The following is a 22,499-nucleotide window of genomic DNA, read 5'->3' as shown; positions in this document are numbered from 1 at the left end:
GCGCTTCTCCCTATAGTGTACATCAGGGAAAAAGATCCCTTCGTGACGAAGGGATCATCTTGTGAAGCTTAAGCGATATGGCCGAGCTTTTTCGCCCGTCGGCGCTGGTTGTATCCCAGCCCCCCAAGAATGAGCAGGGTCGGAATGAATACCCACTCCTTCATCGGACGATCTGCCGGTAGGCTAACGGTTGTGATTTCCCAATCAAAGTCGATACCTGCAGCTTCTGCAGGACTGCCAAACTCAATCATGTCGACAATCATCTTGTCGCCGTCCTGGCGCAGCATCAAGCCTGTTGAACTGATACGCTCTTCTGCTGTTACGGCATCTTCGTCAAATGGCAGCAGGACGTGCTTGGAAACAAACTTGCCTTCAAGGTTTTGACCGCTTACCTGAAGCTCAAATGGTTGTCCTACCGAAAGCTGCTCGGCGGTTTCGGTGATCGCCGTACCGGCCATTTCAACTTTAGCTGGGTATACCTTGTCCCACCAGAAACCTGGGCGGAATAGCGAGAAAGTGATCAGTAGTAGCAATGCGACTTCCCACCACTTCGTTCTGGTGAACCACCAACCTTGGGTTGCCGCCGAGAAAGTCAGCATTGCAATAATGGCGGAGCCCACCGTGAGCATGAGATGCCACCAGGAATCGATGTTCATCATCAGCAGCTGGGTGTTGAAGATGAACATAAACGGCAAAATCGCGGTACGAATATCGTAGGTGAAACCTTGGATACCGGTTCGGATTGGGTCGCTCTTGGCGATGGCTGCGGCAGCAAAGGCGGCAAGCCCCACTGGAGGGGTATCATCAGCCAAAATACCGAAATAGAACACAAAGAGGTGAACGGCGATAAGCGGGATGATCAAGCCATGCTGTGCACCCAGAGTAACGATAACCGGTGCCATTAGGGTGGAAACAACAATGTAGTTAGCCGTGGTGGGTAGCCCCATACCAAGGATCAAGCTGATCAATGCGGTGAACAGCAGCATCAGCATGATGTTACCGCCCGAGATGAACTCGACAAACTCGGTCATCACCAACCCGATACCGGTGAGGGTGACCACGCCGACCACAATACCGGCGGCGGCGGTTGCCACGCCGATACCAATCATGTTGCGGGCGCCAGATACCAAGCTCTCTAGCAGATCATGCACCCCTTCCATCGTCGCCTGCGATAGTGGCTTCTCTTTGTTGAATAGAGCCAATAGCGGGCGCTGGGTGAGCAGGATGAAGATCATGAACACGGTCGCCCAGAATGCTGATAACCCCGGAGAGAAGCGTTCAACGGTCAAGCACCATACCAGTACCACGATTGGCAATAGGTAGTACAAACCAGATTTTACCGTCGGGCCCGGATCAGGTACTTCGGTGATCTCGGCATTAGGATCCTCTAAGGTGTGATCTTGGTAGTTTGCCGAGTATTTCACCAAGGCTACGTAGGCGACAACAATGATGGTTCCGATCATTGGTGTAGCAGCCGCGCCGAACACGTCTTTGGTCCAACCCACGCCGTAGTAGATGATGGCACTAAGTACGATAAGCCCGACAATAGTGGATGAAAACGACAGTAGGTTTTGAGCCAGCGTCGGCTTGTAGCGGCGCTCAAGCCCAGACATACCAGCCTTGCAAGCTTCAAGATGAACGATGTAAATCAGGGCGATGTAGGAGATCAATGCAGGCAGAAGGGCTGCCTTGATCACTTCCACGTACGAGATACCGACATATTCCACCATCAAGAAGGCGGCAGCCCCCATGATAGGCGGTGTGAGCTGGCCATTGGTCGATGCTGCAACCTCAACCGCGCCCGCTTTATGGCTTGGGAAGCCCACTTTTTTCATCAGCGGAATGGTAAAGGTGCCTGTAGTTACCACGTTGGCAATGGATGAGCCGGAAACCAAGCCAGATAAACCCGAGGCTACAACCGCCGCCTTGGCTGGGCCGCCTCGCATGTGCCCCAACAGTGAGAAGGCGACTTTAATAAAGTAGGCGCCGGCACCCGCACGATCCAGCATGGCACCAAAGAGTACGAACAAGAATACGAAGGAGGTCGAAACCCCGACAGCAATACCAAATACCCCTTCCGTTGTTAGCCATAGGTGCGACATTGCCTTGTTCAGGCTGGCACCCTTGTGGGCAATAACATCCGGCATGTGAGGGCCGCCGAAGGTATACAGCAGGAATACTGCGGCGACGATCATTAGCGGGGGGCCGAGGGCACGGCGTGTGGCTTCAAGCAATAGCACCATGCCAGTGACGGCGGCAATGATGTCGAACTGGGTTGGGGCACCAGAGCGGCCTGCCAGCTCGGTATAGAATAAGAAAAGATAGGAGGCAGAAAAACTACCGGCCAACGCCAGGATCCAGTCAACGACAGGGATCTTATCTCTTGGTGAGCGCTTCAAGGCAGGGTAGGCCGTGAACGCAAGGAAAATAGCAAATGCGAGGTGTATCGAACGGGCTTCGGTGTCGTTGAGCACACCAAAATCTAAAATAAACGGTAACGGCGATGCGTACCAAAGCTGGAACAGTGACCAGCAAAGTGGCACCAGCCACAAGATATTTCCAGCCAGTCCCACGGGGCTTCGTGCCCCTGTATCAGCCTGAGCCACCATATCTTGCACATCTGTCGACGATTGGGTTGTCTTCGTCATGCATAATCCTTCTTCGATGGACTAGGTAGTGAAAATTATCGTAATAGGGTTACTTAAAAACAACACGCGCCGCGAATGCGGCGCATGAGTGGCATAAATGCCGCAGTGAAGCAGGGCTAGTTACTTAAGGTAGCCAGCTTCTTTGTAGTATTTCACCGCACCTGGGTGAAGAGGGATAGATAATCCGTCTTTAACCATGTCTTCTGGCTTCAGGTTGGCAAAGGCAGGGTGAAGGCGCTTGAAGGTATCGAAGTTTTCAAATACCGACTTAACCAAAGCGTAAACAACATCATCAGAAACATCGGTTGATGAAACCAGCGTTGCCGCAACACCGAAGCTGTTAACATCGTCAGTTGTACCTTTGTACATACCGCCTGGTACTGTGCTTGTCGCGTAGTATGGGTTGTCTGCAACGATTTGGTCGATTTTCTCGCCTGTCGCAGAAACTAGCTTGGCGTCACATGACGTGGTTGCTTCTTTGATAGAACCGTTCGGGTGGCCCACTACGTAGACAAAGGCATCAATCTTGTTGTCACACAAAGCTTGTGAGCGCTCTGAGCCTTTTAGCTCCGATGCCAGTTTGAAGTCTTTGTTGGTCCAACCCATAGCGTCCATGACCACACCCATGGTCGCGCGGTCGCCTGAGCCTGGGTTACCGATGTTGACACGCTTACCTTTTAGGTCTTCAACGTTGTTGATACCTGAATCGGTGCGGGCAATGATGTTGAACGGTTCGGTGTGAAGTGAGAATACAGCACGCAGTTTCTTGTAAGGGCCTTGCTCTTCGAATTTGCTGGTGCCGTTGTAACCATGGTATTGCCAGTCAGACTGAACGATACCGAAATCCAACTCGCCAGCACGCATAGTGTTAACGTTGTAGATAGAGCCGCCTGTGGACTCTACCGAACAGCGAACGTTGTGCTCTTTGCGATCTGCATTAACAAGACGACAAATTGCACCACCTGTTGGGTAGTAAACACCAGTAACAGAGCCGGTGCCGATAGTGATAAAGCTTTGCGCCTGCGCGGTAGTCATGCCGGTTGCCATAACCGCTGCTGCAAGTGCACTCACTTTGACAAGTTGCTTAAATGCCATGTTTGTCCCTTCCTAATTGTTGTTATTCCTGTTTAAGGCGTCTTTCCATCGGTGGAAAAAGGCACATACCAAAAGGTATTACACATCTAAATCAACTAGATGATACCAAAATAGCAGAATAAAATTAAAATTATGTTAATGGTTTTTTGTGTGAAATGAGTGGAAATTGGAGCTGACAGAATGAAAACTAAGAATAATTATATAAACCAATCAATGATTTGCGGAGGGATAATCTGAACGGGAAAAGTTTTCTTGATTGTGATGTAACTCTCATAAATACCAGGCAGGAGCAGAGGAAAAAAGGCTTTCCTACCCGGTATTTCGAGGTTTTGGTAGCGATTTATTTACTGTAATCAAACAGTTCGCAAACTGAGTCGTATAACTCTTCAGTTGAAATCGCATTGGTCGGGGTGATGAAAATCGTATCATCGCCTGCCACGACGCCCAAGATCCCTTCGGCTTTACCCAAAGAATCAAGCAAACGGGCAATGACCTGCGCTGCGCCTGGGCCGGTATGGATAACAACCAACGCGCTGTTGTGGCCAATTTCCATTACTAGCTCTTTCAGTGGGCTGCTGGTGGTCGGCACACCTAGCTCAACAGGTAGGCAGTAAACCATTTCCATTTTGGCGTTACGGGTACGTACGGCACCGAACTTGGTGAGCATACGTGAAACCTTGGATTGGTTGATGTTGTCGAACCCCTGAGCTTTCAACGCATCGACGATTTCGCCTTGAGAGCTGAATTTCTCTTCTTTTAGAATTGCTTTGAATGCCTTAACAAGGCGTTCTTGTTTATCTGAATTTCGCATAAGTAAATTTTATGTGCAGGGACGAGGTGCTGTATTCTGGCATAACCTTTTGGCTACTAGCAAACAGTGTTCAAGTAAACTGGTGCTTGTATCACCATTATAGTTGTCGCAAATGAATAATTACCGACTTTTATGCATTGTTTTGAATTTTTTGTGGTCAAGTTATCGCTTGTAAATGTTATACAGATGTAGCACATTTTATTCTTGCTTATGCGCAACTTCGCAAAGCTAGCCGTGTTTGATTGTATTTGCAGTGGGGTTGCTATAACGTCAGCAATACCTACTGGTGATATCAAATCATATTCTTAAAATATTGTGATTTCATATGATTAGGTCTGAAATTATATACTTCTATCGTAAAGGAGAACGAACATGAAAGTTGCTGTAATTGGTGCGGCCGGTGGTATCGGTCAGGCGTTGGCATTGTTGCTGAAAAACCGTCTGCCTGCAGGTTCAGATTTGGCTCTGTATGATATCGCGCCAGTCACACCAGGTGTTGCTGCTGATCTTAGCCACATCCCAACTCCTGTATCTATCAAGGGATACGGTGGTGAGGATCCAACACCGGCACTAGAAGGTGCTGATGTTGTTCTGGTTTCTGCTGGTGTTGCACGTAAGCCTGGTATGGACCGTGCGGACCTGTTCAATGTAAACGCAGGCATTGTTAAGTCACTGGCCGAGAAAATTGCGGTAGTTTGCCCTAAAGCATGTGTGGGTATCATCACTAACCCTGTTAACACTACTGTTGCGATTGCGGCTGACGTATTGAAGAAAGCGGGTGTATACGACAAGCGTAAGCTGTTTGGTGTAACGACGCTGGATGTTATTCGTTCGGAAACGTTTGTTGCGGAACTAAAAGATGTCGATCCGGGCCAGGTACGCGTACCTGTTATTGGCGGCCACTCTGGCGTGACAATCCTTCCTCTTCTATCACAAGTTGAAGGTGTTGAGTTCACCGAAGAAGAAATTAAAGCATTGACGCCACGTATCCAGAATGCGGGTACCGAGGTTGTTGAAGCGAAAGCGGGTGGCGGTTCGGCGACACTTTCTATGGGTCAGGCAGCATGTCGCTTTGGTCTTTCGTTGGTTAAGGCGCTTCAAGGTGAAGGCGGTATCGTTGAGTGTGCTTATGTCGAAGGTGACGGCAAGCACGCACGCTTCTTTGCACAGCCTGTACTACTAGGCAAAGAAGGTGTTGAAGAAGTGATGGATTACGGCAAGCTAAGTGCGTTTGAGCAAGATGCATTGGAAGGCATGCTAGACACCTTGCACGGCGATATCGAAAAAGGTGAAGAGTTCGCTAAGTAAATATTGGTAGCGACACCATATAATAGATAAAAGCGGCCGATGGCCGCTTTTTTGATCTGCGTTGGCAGCAACGGGATGAGCGTTGCTGTTAATAGTAGCTATCGCAACCAGTGTGGAGCTGTGGTTGATCGATGAGATCATCACAGTTGATATTGACGCGCCGGTGATCACTCATGTTTTCGATGATCGCGGTATTGTGCTCCTGATCTACATCGATAACTTCCGCAACACCTTGTTGGCATTCTACCCGCATTCCGGGCTTAAGATCTTTGGCTTGCATGATGATCTCCTTGCTTTGATCCTAACGATCATAACTTAACTATAGCTGATAGGTCATGTCGAAGTATTTAACGCTCTAGGCTGGCGGCGGGATCAAAAAAGCCTGCACAATGGCAGGCTTTGGTTACAGCTAGGTTGCTACCTACTTGTTGCGGTTTACCGCCAAGTGGGCCAAGGCTTCAAGGGCTGACTTATAGTCGCTGTCTTCCAGCACCGAGAGGCAGGCAATGGCCTTCTCTGCTTCTTCTTCCGCACGTTTTTGGGTGTACTCTAGCGAGCCAACCTCATTCATACAGGCTAAAATCGGTTCTAGCTTATCAAGGCCGTTTCCTTTCTCGATAGCTTCGCGGATCATTGCCGCTTGCTCGGTATTACCGTGGTGCATGGCGTGGAGCAGGGGAAGAGTTGGTTTACCCTCGGCAAGGTCATCACCCACATTTTTGCCCATTTCTTCGCCATCAGCATTGTAGTCCAGTACATCATCGATCAACTGGAATGCCGTGCCAAGATAGCGGCCGTAGTCCTGCATTGCTGTTTCGATGTCTGATGGGGCTTCTGCAAGGATGGCTGAAATTTGTGTCGCAGCCTCAAACAGGCGGGCTGTTTTAGAGTAGATCACCTGCATGTAGCTTGCTTCGGTGGTGTTTGGATCGTTGCAGTTCATTAGCTGCTGAACTTCACCTTCGGCGATCACGTTGGTTGCTTCGCTCATGATGTCCAGGATCCTTAAGGATCGAAGGCTGGTCATCATCTGAAATGAGCGGGTGTAAATATAATCACCAACCAGTACGCTGGCCGCATTGCCAAACATGGCGTTGGCGGTGGCTTTGCCGCGACGCATGTCTGACTCATCCACGACATCATCGTGTAGCAGGGTCGCAGTATGGATAAATTCGACAAAGGCTGCGGCTGTGGTGTGTTTGTCACCCTCGTAGCCAAGTGCACGGGCACCGAGAACAGCAAGCATTGGGCGAAGGCGTTTTCCGCCACCGCTGACAATGTAGAAGCCTAGTTGATTAATGAGGGCTACATCTGAGTTCAGTTGAGCCAGTATCTTCGCGTCAACCGCTGCCATATCATCAGCAGTGAGCGCTTGGATAGCTTTGAAATCCATTGTACATCCAGCAAATAGTTTGCCGCACATCGGCGGAATGTTAAGTCTGCAAATTCACAGTGTACCTACAACAAACTGTGTTTATCAATCAGTGTTATGCAACGGCTGTGAGCATCGCCTAAAATCTATGATAACCGCTCCACGAGTAGGTTGTTTAGTCTAGAATTGTTAATCTGCTGCTAAAAATAATTATCGAATATTACACTAAAAGACTACCATCTTCATAATCTCGATTGCGTTTAAATCAACGACTTTTATTACTGAGCAGCTTTTCGCCAATTTTCTTTGCTTAATGGCTTGCCAGTGGCCCCGTTTTCGCGTAACATTCGCGCCCTATTGATGACAAGATTAAGCGCATACCCATTGCCCAAAATATATGTGGTAAATGGCCTATGCGGACAAGCGGAGTAAGACATGTACGCTGTTTTCCAAAGTGGTGGTAAACAACACCGTGTAAGCGAAGGCCAGACCCTACGCTTAGAAAAACTAGACGCTGAAACTGGCGCTAGCGTTGAATTTGACTCAGTTCTTCTAGTAGCTAACGGCGAAGAAGTAACTGTAGGCGCACCTTTCGTAGCTGGCGGTAAAGTAACTGCTGAAGTAGTTACTCACGGTCGTGGCGATAAAGTAAAAATCGTTAAGTTCCGTCGTCGTAAGCACTCTCGTAAGCAAGCGGGCCACCGTCAGTGGTTCACTGAAGTCAAAATTACTGGCATCAGCGCTTAATAACAGGAGAATTTAAAGATGGCACACAAAAAAGCTGGCGGTTCTACTCGTAACGGCCGTGATTCAGAAAGTAAACGTCTTGGTGTTAAGCGTTTCGGTGGCGAATCTGTACTAGCAGGTAACATCATCGTACGTCAGCGTGGTACTAAGTTCCACGCAGGTAACAACGTAGGCCTAGGTAAAGACCACACTCTATTTGCTCTATCTGACGGTAAAGTGAAGTTCGAAGTTAAAGGTCCTAAGAATCGTAAATTCGTATCTATCGAAGCTGAATAATTCAGTCTCGTAACGAATTCCAAAGCCCTGCCTACTAGGCGGGGCTTTTTGTTATGGGGGCACTATGCCGCAATACAACCCTGCAATGGGCATTATGCTGGCATTGCTGACCGCAGTCTTTTGGGGAGCCCTACCCATTGCGATGAAGCAGGCTGTTGAGGTGATGGATCCGTTTACCATCGTTTGGTACCGTTTTCTCACTGCATCGGTTGGGCTTGGCTTATGGCTAGGCTTCAGAAAGCAATTGCCATCAGTCAAACGGCTGGGGGCGAAAGGCAGTACCATTATGTTGCTGGCGAGCTTGGGGCTAGCGGGTAACTTTGTGCTGTTTAATAGCGCGCTGCAATATTTAAACCCGCCAGTGGTGCAGGTGATTATTCAGCTCGCGCCAGTCATGCTGCTTATTGCCAGTGTTTGGTTGTTTAAAGAAGAACTAGGAAAGCACCAGGTGATTGGTGTGGCCTGCCTGCTGGTTGGCTTATTACTATTCTTTAACGAGCGCCTGGCTGAGCTATTTACGAGCTTGAGCGGCTATACAACCGGTGTGCTGCTTGCCGTGCTGGCTGCTGTTGTGTGGGTGATGTACGGGTTAGGCCAGAAGGTCATGTTGCGAGACTATAGCTCGCCGCAGATCTTGTTTATGCTGTATGTGATCTGTGCGCTGATCCTTACCCCTGTTGCGGTACCTGAGCAGATCCTGTTAATGGATCAACGCCAATTGGGTATGTTGTTGTTTTGCTGCATCAACACGCTGGTTGGCTACGGAGCCTTTGCCGAAGCGATGGCGCGATGGCAGGCCTCACAAGTGAGTGCTGTCATTACCTTGGCTCCTTTATTTACTATTTTGTTTGTTGACCTTGCCAGCCTGGTTTGGCCTGAGTTTTTTGCGGCAGCATCGCTTAATGCTTTGGGCTATATCGGGGCCGTGGTGGTGGTGAGCGGAGCCATGTTTTGTGCCATTGGCCATAAACTGCTTCGAGCGCGTACCTAGCCAGAGGTCACCCCAGCACCGACAGGCAGCTTTCTTGCGTAGAAGGACTGATAAGGGCGGTGTTTGGTATTACAATAGGTTAATAGCATTCGGGTAGGCATGCCTACCGGGATGACAAGTTTTAACGCCACAGTGCGGAGAAAGAGATGAAGTTTGTAGATGAAGCGGTAATCCGAGTTGATGCCGGTGATGGTGGCAACGGTACAGTAAGCTTCCGTCGTGAAAAGTATGTGCCAAAGGGTGGCCCAGACGGTGGTGATGGTGGTGACGGCGGTGATGTATACCTACTGGCCGATGAAAACCTAAATACGCTGATCGACTACCGCTTTGAACGATTCCATGCTGCACAGCGTGGCGAAAATGGCCGTGGTGGCAACTGTACGGGTAAGCGCGGCGAGGACTGTGTATTGTCAGTGCCGGTGGGTACCCGTGCCGTTGACGAAGAAACCGGTGAGGTCATTGCCGACCTTACTGAGCACGGTATGAAGGTAATGGCTGCAAAAGGTGGTTTCCACGGCTTGGGTAATACTCGCTTCAAGTCCTCGGTAAACCGCGCTCCGCGCCAGAAAACCATGGGTACCAAGGGTGAGGTTCGTCACCTTCGCCTTGAGCTATTGCTATTGGCTGATGTTGGTATGCTGGGCCTGCCTAATGCCGGTAAATCAACCTTTATCCGCTCTGTATCTGCTGCGAAGCCAAAAGTTGCAGATTACCCGTTTACCACCTTGGTACCGAGCCTCGGGGTTGTGCGTATCGACAGCGAACGCAGCTTTGTGGTCGCTGATATTCCGGGCTTGATTGAAGGTGCTGCTGATGGCGCTGGTTTGGGTATTCGCTTCCTGAAACACCTTGAGCGTTGCCGTGTTCTTTTACACATGATTGATCTACTGCCAGCCGATGGTTCAGATCCGGTTGAGAATGCATTTACTATCTTGAACGAGCTTGAGAAGTACAGTGACAAGCTGGCGAACAAGCCACGCTGGATTGTATTCAACAAGGTTGATCTCATGCCGGAGGAAGAAGCGCAAGCGAAGATCGATGAGATCTTGGAGGCGTTGGCTTGGGAAGGTGATTACTACTGCATCTCGGCCCTGAACCGTATGGGAACCAAGGAGCTGACTTATGATCTGATGCAGCAGATTGAGTCGATGCCTGCGGTTGTCTTCGAAGATGATGAAGAAGAATCGGAAGAGAAGAAAGTCGAGTTCAAGTGGGATGATTACCACGAGCAGCAAGTTAAGCAAGCTGATCAAGATGACGACGATGATGATTGGGATGACTGGGACGAAGATGACTACGATGTAGAAATCATCTACAAGCCGTAATCCTAGCTGTCTGACCTAAATACAAAAAGCCGCTCTGTTGAGCGGTTTTTTTGTGCCTAATCAAGCATGGATAGCTTGATTTGTATGATAATTCAGCCTGGTTGGCAAATATCAATAGGAGCAAGAATGTTGGCGCAAGGTAAAACCCTGACAGAGCCGGTACAACGGGAGATATCGCGACTGGCAGTATTAGCAGGGCAACGCTTATTACAGCATGGTGCAGAAAGTACGTTGGTGATGGATGTTGCAAGGCGGTTAGGGCTGGCGCTGGGGGCAGAGAGTGTTGAAGTGTCGTTATCGGCCAGCTCGATGGTATTGACGACCTTGAGCCATGGACGCTGTATCACCACGACAAGGCGTTGCCAGGATCGTGGTATCAATATGCAGGTTGTAACCGAAATCCAGCGGGTGTGTATTATGGCAGAGCGCGGCATGCTTGACTTGGAAGGGGTCCACCGCCGTCTAGAGCAGATCAAGCCATTGCGTTACAACCGCTACCTGGTGATATTTATGATTGGTTTGTCCTGTGCTTCTTTTAGCCGTTTGGCGGGAGGTGACTGGCCGGTCTTTGCGCTGACTTTTCTTGCCTCTTCCGTTGGGATGTTTGTTCGCCAGGAAATTGCCCATTGCCATTTTAATCCGCTGCTTAACTTTGGGGTGACGGCCTTTGTGACCACTTTGATTTCGGGGTTTGGCCAGGTGTACCAGATAGGGGAAGCCCCGTTTCTTGCCATGGCTTCTTCGGTACTGATGCTGGTGCCGGGCTTCCCTTTGATCAATGCCATTTCAGATATGGTAAAGGGGTTTGCCAATATGGGGATAGCCCGTTGGACGATGGCAACGTTATTGACGCTATCAACCAGCATGGGGATAGTAGCGGCAATGAACGTGCTTGATGTTTGGGGGTGGTTGTCATGATAACGGTGGATTTTCTTCTGGCGCTATGTCACGACATGTTTTTTGCCGCAATCCCCGCGGTCGGGTTTGCCTTGGCGTTTAACGTGCCGGCCAAGGCCTTAAAATATTGCGCGATTGGTGGCGCATTGGGGCATGGTTGCCGTTTTGTATTAATGCACTATGGTTTATCGATTGAGTGGGCAACACTTTGTGCGGCGACCTTAGTGGGGATGATCGGCGTTCATTGGTCGCACCGTTTTTTAGCCCACCCCAAAGTGTTCACGGTGGCCGCGATGATCCCCATGGTGCCGGGGGTGTTTGCCTTTAAGGCAATGATTGCATTAGTTGAAATCAACCACCGTGGGTTCACGCCGGAATTATGGGCGCTATTGGTTGAGAATGTCTTGAAGGCCGTATTTGTGGTTGCTGCTTTAGCAATAGGGCTGGCAATGCCGGGATTATTGTTTTATCGTCGCCGACCAGTGGTTTAACCAAGAACGAAGGACGAAAGAATGAAGATCAGTATGATCGCGGCGATGGCGAAGGGACGTATCATCGGCAAAGACAATGCGATGCCTTGGCATTTACCCGCTGACTTTGCTTGGTTCAAGCAAGCAACCATGGGTAAGCCGATTGTGATGGGCCGCAAGACCTATGAGTCAATAGGCCGTCCTCTTCCGGGACGGTTGAATATTGTGATCAGCCGCAATCCGGGTTTCACGGCGGAAGGCGTGACTGTGGTGGCGGATATTGCCGAGGCAAAGCAAGCTGCCGGTGATACCGATGAGCTAATGATCATTGGCGGTGGCAGCATTTATTCCGCCTGCTTACCCGAGGCCGATCGCTTGTACCTGACCTTTATCGACTTGGACGTTGATGGCGATACCTGCTTTCCTGATTGGGGAGAAGGTTGGCACGAAACCCACACCGAGTCCTATACTGCCGACGAGAAAAATGCCCACGATATGCGTTTTGTGATCTTGGAGCGCGGTTAAGGGCGTTTTTTGGGGAGCTTACCTTGATAGTAAAAAGACAGGCTAAGCCTGTCTTTTTTATATGCTAAGCGTGTACCGGGCAGGGTTGCTCAAAACGCGCCCCGTCTTCCCAGCGCAATAGCGTCATGCTGTTGCCCCAAACACAGCCGGTATCCAAACCGATAACCTGCTGGTCTTGGTAGCCCATCAAGGCTGCCCAGTGACCAAAGATCATTTTTTTATCTATGGGTTGTCGCGTCAGTTCAAACCAGGGCTTAAGTTCGGTGGATGAGGCTTGCCGGGGGGACAGCTTGCATTCCATATCTAACCGGCCATCGGGGTAGCAAAAACGCATCCGGGTAAAGGCGTTGATGGTATAGCGGTAGCGCTCAATCCCTTCCAGCCCGGGATCCCATTGGTCTGGGCCATTGCCGTACATTTCTTTGAGCAACCAGAGGTAGTTGTCACCTTGCAGGATATGCTCCACTTCCCGGGCACAGCTGCGCGCGGTGTCTAAATCCCAGACGGGGGTAATACCGGCATGGCTCATGACGAAAGGATGCGTGGGATGCTCTGCCAGTAAGGGCTGTTGGCGCAGCCAGGTTAGCAGCGCTTCGCTATCCGGTGCGTCGAGGATAGCCTGGATCTTGTCGCGTGGCTTATTTTTGGCGATGCCATTGGCGACGGCCAGCAAATGCAAGTCGTGGTTACCCAGTACGGTGGTTGCCTGGCTCCCCAAACTTTTGACAAAGCGCAGCGTTTCGAGTGACTTGGGGCCGCGGGCAACCAAGTCGCCGGCGAGCCAAAGCTCATCGTGGTTAGGATCGAATTGGGCTTGTTCCAGTAATTGGCAGAGATCGTCAAAGCAACCTTGAATATCACCGACAAGGTAAGTTGCCATAGTGTTCCTTAGTGGAGGATATTGGGGATAGATAAGCGGAATGGCGAGATCTCAGCAGTGAATTCATCCCCATTCTCGTTAACCATAACGTAGTGGCCCTGCATCACGCCCAGGGGCGTTTCGATGATCGTGCCGCTGGTATAGGTATACTCTTCATTGGCCGGGATTGTCGGTTGCTCACCCACAACGCCCTCGCCTTCGATGACCAGTTTCTTGCCGTTGGCGTCGGTGATCAGCCAGCGTCGGCTGAGCAATTGGGCGTCGCCATTGCCAAGGTTGGAAATGGTAATGGTGTAGGAGAAGACGTAGCGCTGGTTATCCGGCTCGGATTGATCTTCGATGTAGTGGGTCACTACATGGCATTTGATGGTGGGTGTCACATGGGTTGTCATAGTCAGCATCCTTTCTAAAACTGCGCACCAGGGAGCCCGGTGCGCGGGTTTCTTTCATCAACGTGTGACAGCGGGCCCTTACTTGGCGCTGTGATTGGCATCCAGCCAGTTGGCCATGGCAACAAATTGCTCAAGGGTCAGGTTTTCAGGGCGCATGCTAGGGTTGATACCTAGCTCTTCTAGCTGCTCTACTGCCATCAATGACTTGTAACAGTTACGAATTGTCTTACGACGCTGGTTGAAGCCTTCGCGACAAACACGGTCTAGCCACTTAAGGTTAGTACATGGGTGAGGCAAGGTTTCATATGGCGTTAGGCGAACCACTGCAGAATCTACTTTCGGCGCCGGCTTGAATGACTCTGGCGGCACTTCCAGTACTGGCATGACACGGCAGTAATATTGGGTCATGACGGTCAAGCGACCGTAAGCTTTGCTGCCAGGACCTGCAGCAAGGCGGTTAACCACTTCTTTTTGCAGCATAAAGTGCATGTCTTCTACGTGCTCGTGGAATGACAGCAAATGGAAGATCAGCGGTGTAGAGATGTTGTACGGCAGGTTACCGAAAATACGTAGCTTGTTGTTTTCCTTTAGAAGCTGCGTGAAGTCGAAACGCATTGCATCACCTTCATGGATGGTTAGCTTGTCAGCTAAATCCGGGTGATTACGAAGGCGCTCGGCCAAGTCACGGTCGAGTTCGATAACGGTGAACTTATCAACCATTTTGCCGACAGGCTCGGTGATCGCCCCAAGTCCAGGGCCAATCTCAACCAGGTTTTGCCCCGGGCGAGGGTTGATTGCCGATACGATGCCGTCAATGATGTATGGGTCGTTCAAAAAGTTCTGACCGAAACGCTTACGCGCGCGGTGGCCTAAATGGACCTGATCGCTGCTCATGTTTGTTTGTCTACCAATTCAAGGGCGTGCGATAGCGCTGTCCAAAGGCTACCGGTGTCCGCCTGTCCGGTACCAGCAAGTTCCAGTGCGGTACCATGATCTACTGAAGTTCTGATGAAGGGTAAGCCTAACGTGATGTTGACTGATTTACCAAAGCCTTTGTATTTCAGCACTGGTAGCCCTTGATCGTGATACATGGCCAGAACCGTATCGGCATCGGCCAAGTATTTTTCTTGGAAAATGGTATCTGCCGGCAACGGGCCGATCAAATCCATCCCTTCCTGTTGGCGAAGTTGCTCAAGTGCCGGGCTGATCACATCGATTTCCTCTGTGCCCAGGCAGCCGTCTTCGCCGGCATGCGGATTAAGGCCGCATACGTATATTTTCGGGTTGGCAAGGCCGAATTTGCTGACAAGATCTGCATGCAGAATTCGGATTACTTGCTGTAGGCGCTCCTCGGTAACCGCCTTCGACACATAAGCCAGAGGGATATGTGTGGTGACCAGGGCAACGCGCAACCCTTCTGTTGCCAGCATCATCACCACTTGTGCGGTATCGGATTGCTGGGCAAAAAACTCGGTATGGCCGCTAAAGGCTACCCCTGCGCGGTTGATAACCCCCTTGTGTACCGGGCCGGTCACAACCGCTGCAAATTCGCCATTCATGCAGCCCTCGGCCGCTTGAGTTAGCGTTTGCAGTACATAATGGCCATTTTGCTCGTTAAGCTCGCCAGCAACCGCTGGAGCGGCCAATTCATGGTTGGCAACCACCAAGGTGCCGGCTTTATGCGGCTGGGCGCTTGCCGAAGCATCGTACTCGATGACTTCCAACGGCAACCCCAACAGGGCTGCACGTTCTACCATAAGCTGAGCATTAGCACAAATAACTAATTGGTGCGGCCAGTCTTGCTGGGCAAGAGACAGCACCAAATCCGGCCCGATGCCCGCAGGCTCACCGGGGGTGATGGCAATACGTTTAACCTTGGTCATTGGTACCTTCCGGTTGTTCAATAAATGCACCCGCACGTAGCTCTTGCAGCCAGGCCTGGGCTTCTTCGTTGAATTTACGGCTAAATAGAATACGGTATGCACGGTTCTTGACGGCGGCATCGGTACGGTCGACATCGCGGCGCTCTAGTACTTCCACGATATGCCAGCCATGAACAGTCTTAAACGGTTCGCTGATCATACCCGCTGGCAGTGTTTCCACCTTGTCTTTGAACTCTGGTACATAAAGGTCCGGTGTTTGCCAGCCCAGCTCACCACCATTGGCTGCCGAGCCAGGGTCGGCACTGAGGGCCTGCGCGGCATCGGCAAAGCTGCGTTCGCCAGCCATGATGGCGCGGCGAGCTTCCATTAGCTGGCTTTGCGCACCCTCGTCACTCAAGATAACTGACGTTTTCACCAAGATATGGCGGGCATTCACCTCGGTAACAGAGACAGTTTCCAAGCCTTCGACTTGGTTGACTTTTAGGATGTGGTAACCCACGCCGCTGCGGAATGGACCAATGATCGCCCCCGAGCCTTGAGAGCTGATCTGGTCAGCGAAAATGGTTGGCATCTCTTCCTTGCGCATCCAACCCCATTCACCGCCTTGCAGTGCTTTAGGGCCTTTCGAATAGCTGTAGGCCAAGTTGGCAAAATCAGCCCCACTTTCCAATTCTTTGATAAGCTGCTGGGCTTGCTTGGCCACTTCTTCACGCTCTAGGGCATTGGCGCCTTCTTCCACGCGAAGCTGGATATGGCTGATATTATATCTTACACCTTGCTGCTCTTGCTGGCTCAGCTGGCCGGCAAGCAACTCCACTTCCTGAGGAAGAATATTGATACGACGGCGAACCTGAATGGTGCGGGCTTCACTGGCGGTAATGTCGCGGCGCATCTGCTCACGGAACATCGGGAAGCTGATACCATACTGTGCCAGCTCCTGCTGCATGTCGGCAACGGTGATCTGGCGCTCTGCCGCCATCTGGGCAATCGCTTGATCCAGGCGGTTATCGTCGATACGGATACCAAACTGTTCAGCTTGCTGGATCTGCAACGTTTCGATGATCAGTTTTTCCATTACTTGCTCAGCGAGCACATCATCCGGCGGCAATGGCTGGTTTTGGCCGGCTGCGTTCATGCGAACCGTTTTGAGCATGGCATCAACGTCACTTTGCAGGATCACGCTTTCGTTCACGATGGTGACAACACGATCCAATTCTTGCGGGGCGGCAATGCTTCCAGCTGCCAAGCCCCAGAGAGCCATGCCTAACAGGCCAGACTTCCAATTTTTCATATCTTTATTCCATATAGCGCCAGGGCGCAGTAAATCAGGTGCAGGCGAAAGGCCGCCTGCCACATTAGTTGTTTAGGTAAAATGGTCGACCGTATTTGATCGAGTTGCCATCTGATACCGAGCCGATAGCAGGCACCCCGGCTAAGCCAAGCAGGCTAAATGAGATGCTGAAGTTTTGCTCGTATTCCGCTGGGCTGCTTGAGACGCTGCCTCGGGTTTTGAGGTATTCGTTATAGCCAAGGCTGATCATCCAACATGCAGTACGGAAGTTCAGGCTGATTTGCCCTTCCAGCATCTGGTTCTCGGTTAGGTCGTGGTAATAATCACCGCGCAGTGTCACGCCATCGTAGACCGGGAATCCGGTGGAGAAACCAAGCTGGGAGATGCCTTCCTCTGTGTAATCATCAAGGCGGTCATTATCCGGCAGGCTTTCTTCCAGGTACTCTTTGGATACATAACGGTAGTTAATTTGGCTGAATAACCCCCCTTCGCGGTACTCGATAGCACCGTTGGCAAACTGCAGGTCTTTCTTGCTGGCGTCGTATTGCAGGCCGCCGTGGAAGAACAGCCAGCCATCATAGTTGAAGTCGGTTTCAAAAGCCGATGCCGAATAGTTCGGTGTCGCCTCGTCATTGCTTTCGAGGTTTCGGCCCGATTCGTTGATGTAGAATATCTGACCGAATGACAAGTTGAAGCGCTCAACAAAATCACTGTCGAAATAGCGGGTGGTCGCACCGACGGTAAACTGGTTGGCTGCTGCAATCCTATCGACGCTTGAGTAGCGCTTATCGCGGAACAAACCGTAAAAGTCAGTTTGCATCAAGGTGGTATCGTACGCATCAAAGATATCTTGTTGGTAGACATCTTTTACGTACAGGTACTGAACTTGAGGCTCAAGGCTTTGGGTGTAATGTTCGCCCCAAAGGCTCGTGTCGCGCTCAAGGTAAAGGCCGCTGTGGATACGGATACTTGGTACGGTGCGTGACGCCGTTTCTTCTAGATCCTCAAGTCCGCTCACTCCTGAGTCAAAGTCTTGGTTGTAGTAGGTATACATCAGCTTGGCTTCGGACGTTACCGACCACCATGGCGTCGCATAAGGCAGTGTTAGGGTTGGCTCGAAGTGGACACGATCAGCCGATGGTTTCTCCGGATCATCGTTTTCAAACCGGCTGATATGGCTATTCATACTAAAATCAAGGCCGTAGGGCATGTCATCTTGATAATAGTTAAACTCCAGCTGCGGCATCAGGCGGTAGTTGGAGGAGACGCCGAGTGTTAGCGGCTGGAAGCTACGTACCCTTAGGGTGGAGTTCCAATTGAGATCGCGGTAAGACACCTCTCCGGTTTGGAGCAGGTTGTTGTCTTCACGCTCACCGATGCTGGAGCTGACATCCGAGAAGTAGGTAGGATCGCTTACCTTGCTGTAGTCAATTTCAAACAGCCAGTGGCCTTGGTAAGTACCACGGTGCGACCAGTTAAACGCCCAGCGAGTTTCGTCATCGTCGGCCGCCTTGTCGTTACCCAAGTATTCGCCTTCTAGGCTACCGCTGCCAAGGTCGGTCAAGTAACGGAATTTGGAATTTAGCTGAAGGCCACGGTTGCTCATGTACTTCGGTGTGATGGTCATGTCGTAGTTGGGCGCGATATTCCAGTAGAACGGTGTTTCCAGTTCGAAACCGTCACGGGAGCCAAAGCTTGCCGTTGGGTATAGGAAACCGGTCAAGCGCTCTTTTCCGACAGGCACGCGCAGGTAGGGCATGTAGAAAACCGGTACGTTTGCCACTTCAAAGCGGGCATTGTACATATCGGCGAACGGCGAGTCGTTTTCCCGCTCAATGCTGGTGGCCGAGAACTGCCAGCTTTTATCGCCCGGCGGACAGGTCGTATAAGTACCGTTCTTGAGGCGGTAGTAAGAAAGACCATTCTTGGTGACTCTTTCTGCCTCGCCGCGGCCTGCTTCACAGGTCATGTTATAGACCGCGTTGTTCATCTCGGCATCGTCGGTATCCAGGTTGCTTTGGACGCGATCGGAGTACACCTCAATGGAGCCGTCGTGGAAATAGACATTGCCTTCAGCCGTGACGATATTTTCCGGTTGGCGCAGGGTCGCGGTATCTGCCGCCACGGTTCGGTTGCCTTGCTGTAGCACCACATCACCAGAATAGGTCACTTTCTGGTTTGTTCTGGCTTCAGCATGATCGGCGGTGACATGAATCGGCTCGTTGTTTGGGTCTACCGGCCGGTCTTGTGGGGCAATACAAACGCCGCGAACCATCGCGAGTTCATCAGTGTCATCACTGACCGTAGAATCGTCTTGAGTCGCTTTATCGGATGCAGGTGCTGCATAGGCCATTGCCGGGCCGAATAGCGCGAGGCTGATCATGGTTGCCAATAAGCTGCGAGAAGTGGATGACATCTAAATAAACATTCCTGTATTAATTTTTTTTAGCGCATTTGTTATAGCTGACCGGGTTTTCACAAGCATTCCCGATAAATGCCAGCTATCATAATGCAAATTCTACCCGACGGCATCTTTTGGCTTTATTGTATCGGGTTTCACGCAGTATAAATATTTCTAAATTTAGCAAATTACCAGAGAGTAGCGAATGCAGGTTTGGGGCAAAATCTTAGGGGCATTTTTTGGTTTCCTCCTTGGTGGACCATTTGGTTTGTTATTAGGTCTCTTTTTGGGGCATAAGTTCGATAAAGCACGCGCAAAAATTTATTATGGTGGCGGATTTGGCGGCTTTTCTGGTGGACAGAGATCGGAAGAGAACCAAGCGGCTTTTTTTCATGCGGCATTTGCCGTGATGGGACATGTGGCAAAAGCCAAAGGCCGGGTGACAGAAGAAGAAATCCGGGTCGCCAGCACCTACATGGATCGCATGGGCTTGCAAGGCGAGTCTCGCCGCCAGGCACAAAATGCCTTCCGTGATGGCAAGGAAGAGGGTTTCCCGTTGCAAGAGGTGCTGGGGAAGGTACGGGTTAGCAGTGCTGGCCGGGCCGACTTGTTGCAGTTCTTTCTGGAGTTGCAAATTCAAGCGGCATTCGCCGATGGCAGCCTGCACCCTAGCGAAAGGCAGCTGTTGCATGTGATAGCCCGAGCTTTGGGTTTCTCGGAGCGCCAGCTAGAGCAGCGTCTGCATATGCAAGAAGCAGCCTTTCGTTTCCAACAGGGCGGCTTTAACCAGCAGTACCAGCAGCAGGGCGGGTTCCAACAGGCGCCTACCCGTGATCAGCTGGCGGATGCCTATGAGTTGCTCGGGGTAAAGGAGTCTGCTTCGGCGCAAGAACTTAAGCGCGCCTACCGTAAGCAAATGAATGAGCACCATCCCGATAAGTTAGCAGCCAAGGGCTTGCCTCCCGAGATGATGGAGCTGGCCAAGCAAAAGACCCAAGAGCTGCAGGCAGCCTATGATCTGATCCGCAAGGAAAAAGGGTTTAAATAAGGCCGAGCGATGCTAGGGTTGATAGTAGCTTGATGGATAGAGCCGGCTTGATGAATAGGGCGGTTTGGAAGATAGAGCGAAAAGGCGAAATCGATGATTTCGCCTTTTTCATGTTTGACGTTTGGTTGTTGAGCTTGGTTATCGTCTGGGGCTAGCGGCTAAACTTGGTTTTTGGGTGTTCCTGCCGCATAGGCGTTGATGTTGTCTATCAGCCGATCGGCCAGCCCCTGGATTGCGCTATCGGATCCCCATGCGACATGCGGGGTCAGCAATAGGTTGGGTAAATAGGCATTGGCAATGAGCGGGTTGTGAGCAGGGGCTGGCTCTTCAGTAAACACATCTACACCCGCGCCGCCAATCGAACCTGCCTTCAGGGCATCGACCAAGGCTTGTTCTTCAACCAAGCCCCCGCGGGCGGTATTGATGAGCAGGGCGCTGCTTTTCATTAAGGCGAGTTCCGGCTCGGCAATGAGGTTGGCTGTGTGTTCACTTAGGGGACAGTGCAGGCTAACCACATCAGCCTGTGCCAGCACGTCTTCAAAGCGGTGGTAGCCGTCTCGGTAGGCTGTCGCCCCTTTGCGCTCTGCAAACATCACCGACATGCCAAGTGCCCTTCCTAGGTTAGCCATGGCCTGGCCCAGCCCACCACTGCCGATGATCCCTAGGGTTGCGCCCTGGATATCGCCAATGGGATGGGTGAAGAAGCAGAATTGGCCGCTTTCTTGCCATACGCCATTGCGAATGTCTTGATGGTAGCCCATCAGGTTGCGGCGCAGGGCAAACATCATGGCAATGGCATGCTCGGGGACGGAGTCTACCGCATACCCTTGAATATTGCTGACAACGATACCGTGTTGGCGGCAGTAGTCGAGGTCGACATTGTTGGTGCCGGTGGCTGAAATGGCGACCATTTTCAGCAGAGGCAGCTGACGCAAGATTGTGGCATCCAGCACGACCTTGTTGGTGATGGCAATAGTGGCATCAGCTAGGCGTTCAACAACTTGGCTTATGTCGGTGGTTGGGTATTCGGTCCATTGGTGCTCAAAATTGGGCTTGGCGATCTGGATATGGCTCGGGATCGTGTCGCGATCGAGAAAGACGATGGTTTGGGGTTCGGCATTGGGCGTATGTGCTGGCATGGTTTTATTCTGGGTATCTGAAGGTGAGATCTAGTAAACCTTAGAACGATACCCAGCCACAATATGCGGGATAGGATTTTTTGAAGCGGTTAGCTTTCTTTCGTTATTTTTGCCAATGGCACTGCTCATCGGCTAACGAGTTGCACGGTGCATCGGGGTAGAACTCGCAAGGTGCGAACAGGTGCATGGGAGCATCTGTACTGGGGTGAAAGAATGACAACTCTGCCGCATGGAGTTGCAACCGCTCGGCCATTGCCCTGCCTTGGTCGTCGGCATAGAAACGATCGCCGAGGATGGGGTGGCCCAGCGCCAGCAAATGCACCCGAAGCTGGTGGGAGCGTCCGGTGACCGGGCGAAGCCGAATCAGGCTGGTGTTGTCATCATGGCTAAGATATTGGTAATGGGTGACCGAGGGTTTGCCATGTTCATGGCAGACTTTTTGTTTTGGTCGGTTGGGCCAGTCACAGATCAGGGGGAGATCGATGGTGCCGCTTGGCTGCGCGGGAACCCCCATGGCTCTGGCGTAATAGACTTTTTCGGTTTTCCGGTCCTGAAATTGGATTTTCAGGTGGCGCTCGGCGTCCTTGTGCAAGGCAAGGATCATTAATCCTGAGGTTGCCATATCAAGGCGGTGTACCAGTTGGGCTTCGGGGTAATCGCGGATCACCCGGCTATACACACTGTCATAGTGGATAGGATCACGGCCTGGGTTGGAAAGCAAGCCCGAGGGTTTGTTGATGGCAATGATATCGTCATCGAGATAAAGGATATCTAGCCATGGTTCGGTTGGGGGATGGTAGTCTAAAACGGGCAAGGGTTTCATTGCTGGCCTGATCATGTCTTTGCGAAGGGAGCGATAATAGCACAGCCAGTGTATGGGCTCTAATTTGCCAGTCAGCTAGGTTGACGGATAAAAAAGCCGCCACGAATGTGGCGGCTAGCTCTTCAAGGCATAGGCAAGGTATGTATGAGCAAGGCAGGCAGCCTAGCTTGCTTCCAC

General features: G+C 51.2%; 22 protein-coding genes. 10 read left to right on the top strand and 12 right to left on the bottom strand.

Annotated features, from left to right (window positions below; translation table 11 throughout):
• Positions 1-68: 68 nt before the first annotated feature.
• The 3 genes from C9I98_RS21230 to argR all read right to left on the bottom strand — a co-directional run bounded on the left by C9I98_RS21230 (position 69) and on the right by argR (position 4,554).
• Positions 69-2,648 (bottom strand): TRAP transporter permease, encoded by a 2,580-nt coding sequence (locus C9I98_RS21230; RefSeq protein ID WP_036819276.1) that lies wholly within the window; start codon positions 2,646-2,648, stop codon positions 69-71.
• 120 nt (positions 2,649-2,768) lie between these two features.
• Positions 2,769-3,743, bottom strand: coding sequence for a TAXI family TRAP transporter solute-binding subunit (locus C9I98_RS21225; protein ID WP_036819275.1), 975 nt, complete (start codon positions 3,741-3,743; stop codon positions 2,769-2,771).
• A gap of 340 nt (positions 3,744-4,083) precedes the next feature.
• Positions 4,084-4,554: a transcriptional regulator ArgR gene (gene argR, locus C9I98_RS21220; RefSeq protein WP_036828703.1), complete on the bottom strand. Its 471-nt coding sequence runs from the start codon at positions 4,552-4,554 to the stop codon at positions 4,084-4,086.
• Positions 4,555-4,926: 372 nt separating this feature from the next.
• Between argR and mdh the strand changes: the two genes are divergently transcribed.
• Together mdh and C9I98_RS26595 are read left to right on the top strand one after the other, a co-directional pair.
• Entirely contained in the window at positions 4,927-5,862 is a 936-nt protein-coding gene (gene mdh, locus C9I98_RS21215) for a malate dehydrogenase (protein WP_107272457.1), read from the top strand.
• Between the two features lie 82 nt (positions 5,863-5,944).
• On the top strand, positions 5,945-6,181 hold the full coding sequence (locus C9I98_RS26595; RefSeq protein WP_158262706.1) for a hypothetical protein: 237 nt from the start codon (positions 5,945-5,947) through the stop codon (positions 6,179-6,181).
• Between the two features lie 102 nt (positions 6,182-6,283).
• Here the strand turns inward: C9I98_RS26595 and ispB are convergent, their stop codons facing one another.
• Entirely contained in the window at positions 6,284-7,255 is a 972-nt protein-coding gene (gene ispB / locus C9I98_RS21205) for an octaprenyl diphosphate synthase (RefSeq protein WP_036825719.1), read from the bottom strand.
• Between the two features lie 414 nt (positions 7,256-7,669).
• On the opposite strand from ispB, the gene rplU reads away from it, so the two are divergent.
• From rplU to folA, 7 genes are all read left to right on the top strand, one after another.
• Positions 7,670-7,981: a 50S ribosomal protein L21 gene (gene rplU / locus C9I98_RS21200; protein WP_036825723.1), complete on the top strand. Its 312-nt coding sequence runs from the start codon at positions 7,670-7,672 to the stop codon at positions 7,979-7,981.
• An 18-nt stretch (positions 7,982-7,999) separates the two neighbouring features.
• The gene (gene rpmA / locus C9I98_RS21195) at positions 8,000-8,257 is read left to right on the top strand and encodes a 50S ribosomal protein L27 (protein ID WP_007467532.1); all 258 of its coding nucleotides are present in this window, start codon (positions 8,000-8,002) and stop codon (positions 8,255-8,257) included.
• A 64-nt stretch (positions 8,258-8,321) separates the two neighbouring features.
• Complete coding sequence (locus C9I98_RS21190; protein ID WP_036825725.1) at positions 8,322-9,248, top strand: DMT family transporter; 927 nt, start codon at positions 8,322-8,324, stop codon at positions 9,246-9,248.
• 146 nt (positions 9,249-9,394) lie between these two features.
• Positions 9,395-10,573 carry an Obg family GTPase CgtA gene (cgtA, locus tag C9I98_RS21185; RefSeq protein ID WP_036825727.1) on the top strand — a complete coding sequence of 393 codons (1,179 nt, stop codon included), beginning with the start codon at positions 9,395-9,397 and terminating at the stop codon, positions 10,571-10,573.
• A gap of 126 nt (positions 10,574-10,699) precedes the next feature.
• Positions 10,700-11,491: a threonine/serine exporter family protein gene (locus tag C9I98_RS21180; RefSeq protein ID WP_051902390.1), complete on the top strand. Its 792-nt coding sequence runs from the start codon at positions 10,700-10,702 to the stop codon at positions 11,489-11,491.
• Complete coding sequence (locus tag C9I98_RS21175; protein ID WP_036825730.1) at positions 11,488-11,961, top strand: threonine/serine exporter family protein; 474 nt, start codon at positions 11,488-11,490, stop codon at positions 11,959-11,961. Before C9I98_RS21180 ends, C9I98_RS21175 begins: the two co-directional genes overlap by 4 nt.
• A 21-nt stretch (positions 11,962-11,982) precedes the next feature.
• The gene (folA, locus tag C9I98_RS21170) at positions 11,983-12,465 is read left to right on the top strand and encodes a type 3 dihydrofolate reductase (protein WP_036825733.1); all 483 of its coding nucleotides are present in this window, start codon (positions 11,983-11,985) and stop codon (positions 12,463-12,465) included.
• A gap of 64 nt (positions 12,466-12,529) precedes the next feature.
• Here folA and apaH read toward each other — a convergent pair whose 3' ends face one another.
• From apaH to lptD, 6 genes are all read right to left on the bottom strand, one after another.
• Positions 12,530-13,345: a bis(5'-nucleosyl)-tetraphosphatase (symmetrical) ApaH gene (gene apaH, locus C9I98_RS21165; RefSeq protein WP_107272456.1), complete on the bottom strand. Its 816-nt coding sequence runs from the start codon at positions 13,343-13,345 to the stop codon at positions 12,530-12,532.
• 8 nt (positions 13,346-13,353) lie between these two features.
• Positions 13,354-13,737 carry a Co2+/Mg2+ efflux protein ApaG gene (apaG, locus tag C9I98_RS21160; protein WP_036820586.1) on the bottom strand — a complete coding sequence of 128 codons (384 nt, stop codon included), beginning with the start codon at positions 13,735-13,737 and terminating at the stop codon, positions 13,354-13,356.
• 78 nt (positions 13,738-13,815) lie between these two features.
• A complete protein-coding gene (gene rsmA, locus C9I98_RS21155) occupies positions 13,816-14,631 on the bottom strand; it encodes a 16S rRNA (adenine(1518)-N(6)/adenine(1519)-N(6))-dimethyltransferase RsmA (RefSeq protein ID WP_036820584.1) in 816 nt (271 codons plus the stop codon).
• Complete coding sequence (gene pdxA, locus C9I98_RS21150; RefSeq protein ID WP_036820581.1) at positions 14,628-15,620, bottom strand: 4-hydroxythreonine-4-phosphate dehydrogenase PdxA; 993 nt, start codon at positions 15,618-15,620, stop codon at positions 14,628-14,630. Before pdxA ends, rsmA begins: the two co-directional genes overlap by 4 nt.
• On the bottom strand, positions 15,607-16,911 hold the full coding sequence (gene surA, locus C9I98_RS21145; RefSeq protein WP_036820592.1) for a peptidylprolyl isomerase SurA: 1,305 nt from the start codon (positions 16,909-16,911) through the stop codon (positions 15,607-15,609). The genes pdxA and surA overlap by 14 nt, the downstream gene beginning before the upstream one ends.
• Before the next feature lie 64 nt (positions 16,912-16,975).
• Positions 16,976-19,327 carry an LPS assembly protein LptD gene (gene lptD, locus C9I98_RS21140; protein ID WP_036820579.1) on the bottom strand — a complete coding sequence of 784 codons (2,352 nt, stop codon included), beginning with the start codon at positions 19,325-19,327 and terminating at the stop codon, positions 16,976-16,978.
• A gap of 190 nt (positions 19,328-19,517) precedes the next feature.
• Here lptD and djlA point away from each other — a divergent pair, with 190 nt between their 5' ends.
• Complete coding sequence (gene djlA, locus C9I98_RS21135) at positions 19,518-20,360, top strand: co-chaperone DjlA (protein ID WP_036819161.1); 843 nt, start codon at positions 19,518-19,520, stop codon at positions 20,358-20,360.
• A gap of 158 nt (positions 20,361-20,518) precedes the next feature.
• Here djlA and C9I98_RS21130 read toward each other — a convergent pair whose 3' ends face one another.
• Both C9I98_RS21130 and rluA read right to left on the bottom strand, forming a co-directional pair.
• A complete protein-coding gene (locus tag C9I98_RS21130; protein WP_036819164.1) occupies positions 20,519-21,499 on the bottom strand; it encodes a D-2-hydroxyacid dehydrogenase in 981 nt (326 codons plus the stop codon).
• 103 nt (positions 21,500-21,602) lie between these two features.
• Positions 21,603-22,322, bottom strand: coding sequence for a bifunctional tRNA pseudouridine(32) synthase/23S rRNA pseudouridine(746) synthase RluA (gene rluA, locus C9I98_RS21125; RefSeq protein WP_081878880.1), 720 nt, complete (start codon positions 22,320-22,322; stop codon positions 21,603-21,605).
• Between the last annotated feature and the right edge of the window lie 177 nt (positions 22,323-22,499).

Source organism: Photobacterium sanctipauli, from assembly GCF_003026495.1.
GTDB classification, from domain to species: domain Bacteria; phylum Pseudomonadota; class Gammaproteobacteria; order Enterobacterales; family Vibrionaceae; genus Photobacterium; species Photobacterium sanctipauli.
The sequence above is the reverse complement of the archived record's forward strand: the minus strand, read 5'-3'. Positions and strand labels throughout refer to the sequence as shown.

Excerpts from the sequence above, each read along its gene's own strand:
- C9I98_RS21130 (WP_036819164.1), bottom strand. The coding sequence starts at position 21,499 with ATGCCAGCACATACGCCCAATGCCGAACCCCAAACCATCGTCTTTCTC.
- apaG (WP_036820586.1), bottom strand. The coding sequence starts at position 13,737 with ATGACAACCCATGTGACACCCACCATCAAATGCCATGTAGTGACCCAC.
- cgtA (WP_036825727.1), top strand. The coding sequence starts at position 9,395 with ATGAAGTTTGTAGATGAAGCGGTAATCCGAGTTGATGCCGGTGATGGT.
- C9I98_RS21190 (WP_036825725.1), top strand. The coding sequence starts at position 8,322 with ATGCCGCAATACAACCCTGCAATGGGCATTATGCTGGCATTGCTGACC.
- surA (WP_036820592.1), bottom strand. The coding sequence starts at position 16,911 with ATGAAAAATTGGAAGTCTGGCCTGTTAGGCATGGCTCTCTGGGGCTTG.
- apaH (WP_107272456.1), bottom strand. The coding sequence starts at position 13,345 with ATGGCAACTTACCTTGTCGGTGATATTCAAGGTTGCTTTGACGATCTC.
- rluA (WP_081878880.1), bottom strand. The coding sequence starts at position 22,322 with ATGAAACCCTTGCCCGTTTTAGACTACCATCCCCCAACCGAACCATGG.
- rsmA (WP_036820584.1), bottom strand. The coding sequence starts at position 14,631 with ATGAGCAGCGATCAGGTCCATTTAGGCCACCGCGCGCGTAAGCGTTTC.
- pdxA (WP_036820581.1), bottom strand. The coding sequence starts at position 15,620 with ATGACCAAGGTTAAACGTATTGCCATCACCCCCGGTGAGCCTGCGGGC.
- rplU (WP_036825723.1), top strand. The coding sequence starts at position 7,670 with ATGTACGCTGTTTTCCAAAGTGGTGGTAAACAACACCGTGTAAGCGAA.
- C9I98_RS21230 (WP_036819276.1), bottom strand. The coding sequence starts at position 2,648 with ATGACGAAGACAACCCAATCGTCGACAGATGTGCAAGATATGGTGGCT.
- folA (WP_036825733.1), top strand. The coding sequence starts at position 11,983 with ATGAAGATCAGTATGATCGCGGCGATGGCGAAGGGACGTATCATCGGC.
- ispB (WP_036825719.1), bottom strand. The coding sequence starts at position 7,255 with ATGGATTTCAAAGCTATCCAAGCGCTCACTGCTGATGATATGGCAGCG.
- djlA (WP_036819161.1), top strand. The coding sequence starts at position 19,518 with ATGCAGGTTTGGGGCAAAATCTTAGGGGCATTTTTTGGTTTCCTCCTT.
- lptD (WP_036820579.1), bottom strand. The coding sequence starts at position 19,327 with ATGTCATCCACTTCTCGCAGCTTATTGGCAACCATGATCAGCCTCGCG.
- C9I98_RS21175 (WP_036825730.1), top strand. The coding sequence starts at position 11,488 with ATGATAACGGTGGATTTTCTTCTGGCGCTATGTCACGACATGTTTTTT.
- mdh (WP_107272457.1), top strand. The coding sequence starts at position 4,927 with ATGAAAGTTGCTGTAATTGGTGCGGCCGGTGGTATCGGTCAGGCGTTG.
- C9I98_RS21225 (WP_036819275.1), bottom strand. The coding sequence starts at position 3,743 with ATGGCATTTAAGCAACTTGTCAAAGTGAGTGCACTTGCAGCAGCGGTT.
- rpmA (WP_007467532.1), top strand. The coding sequence starts at position 8,000 with ATGGCACACAAAAAAGCTGGCGGTTCTACTCGTAACGGCCGTGATTCA.
- argR (WP_036828703.1), bottom strand. The coding sequence starts at position 4,554 with ATGCGAAATTCAGATAAACAAGAACGCCTTGTTAAGGCATTCAAAGCA.
- C9I98_RS21180 (WP_051902390.1), top strand. The coding sequence starts at position 10,700 with ATGTTGGCGCAAGGTAAAACCCTGACAGAGCCGGTACAACGGGAGATA.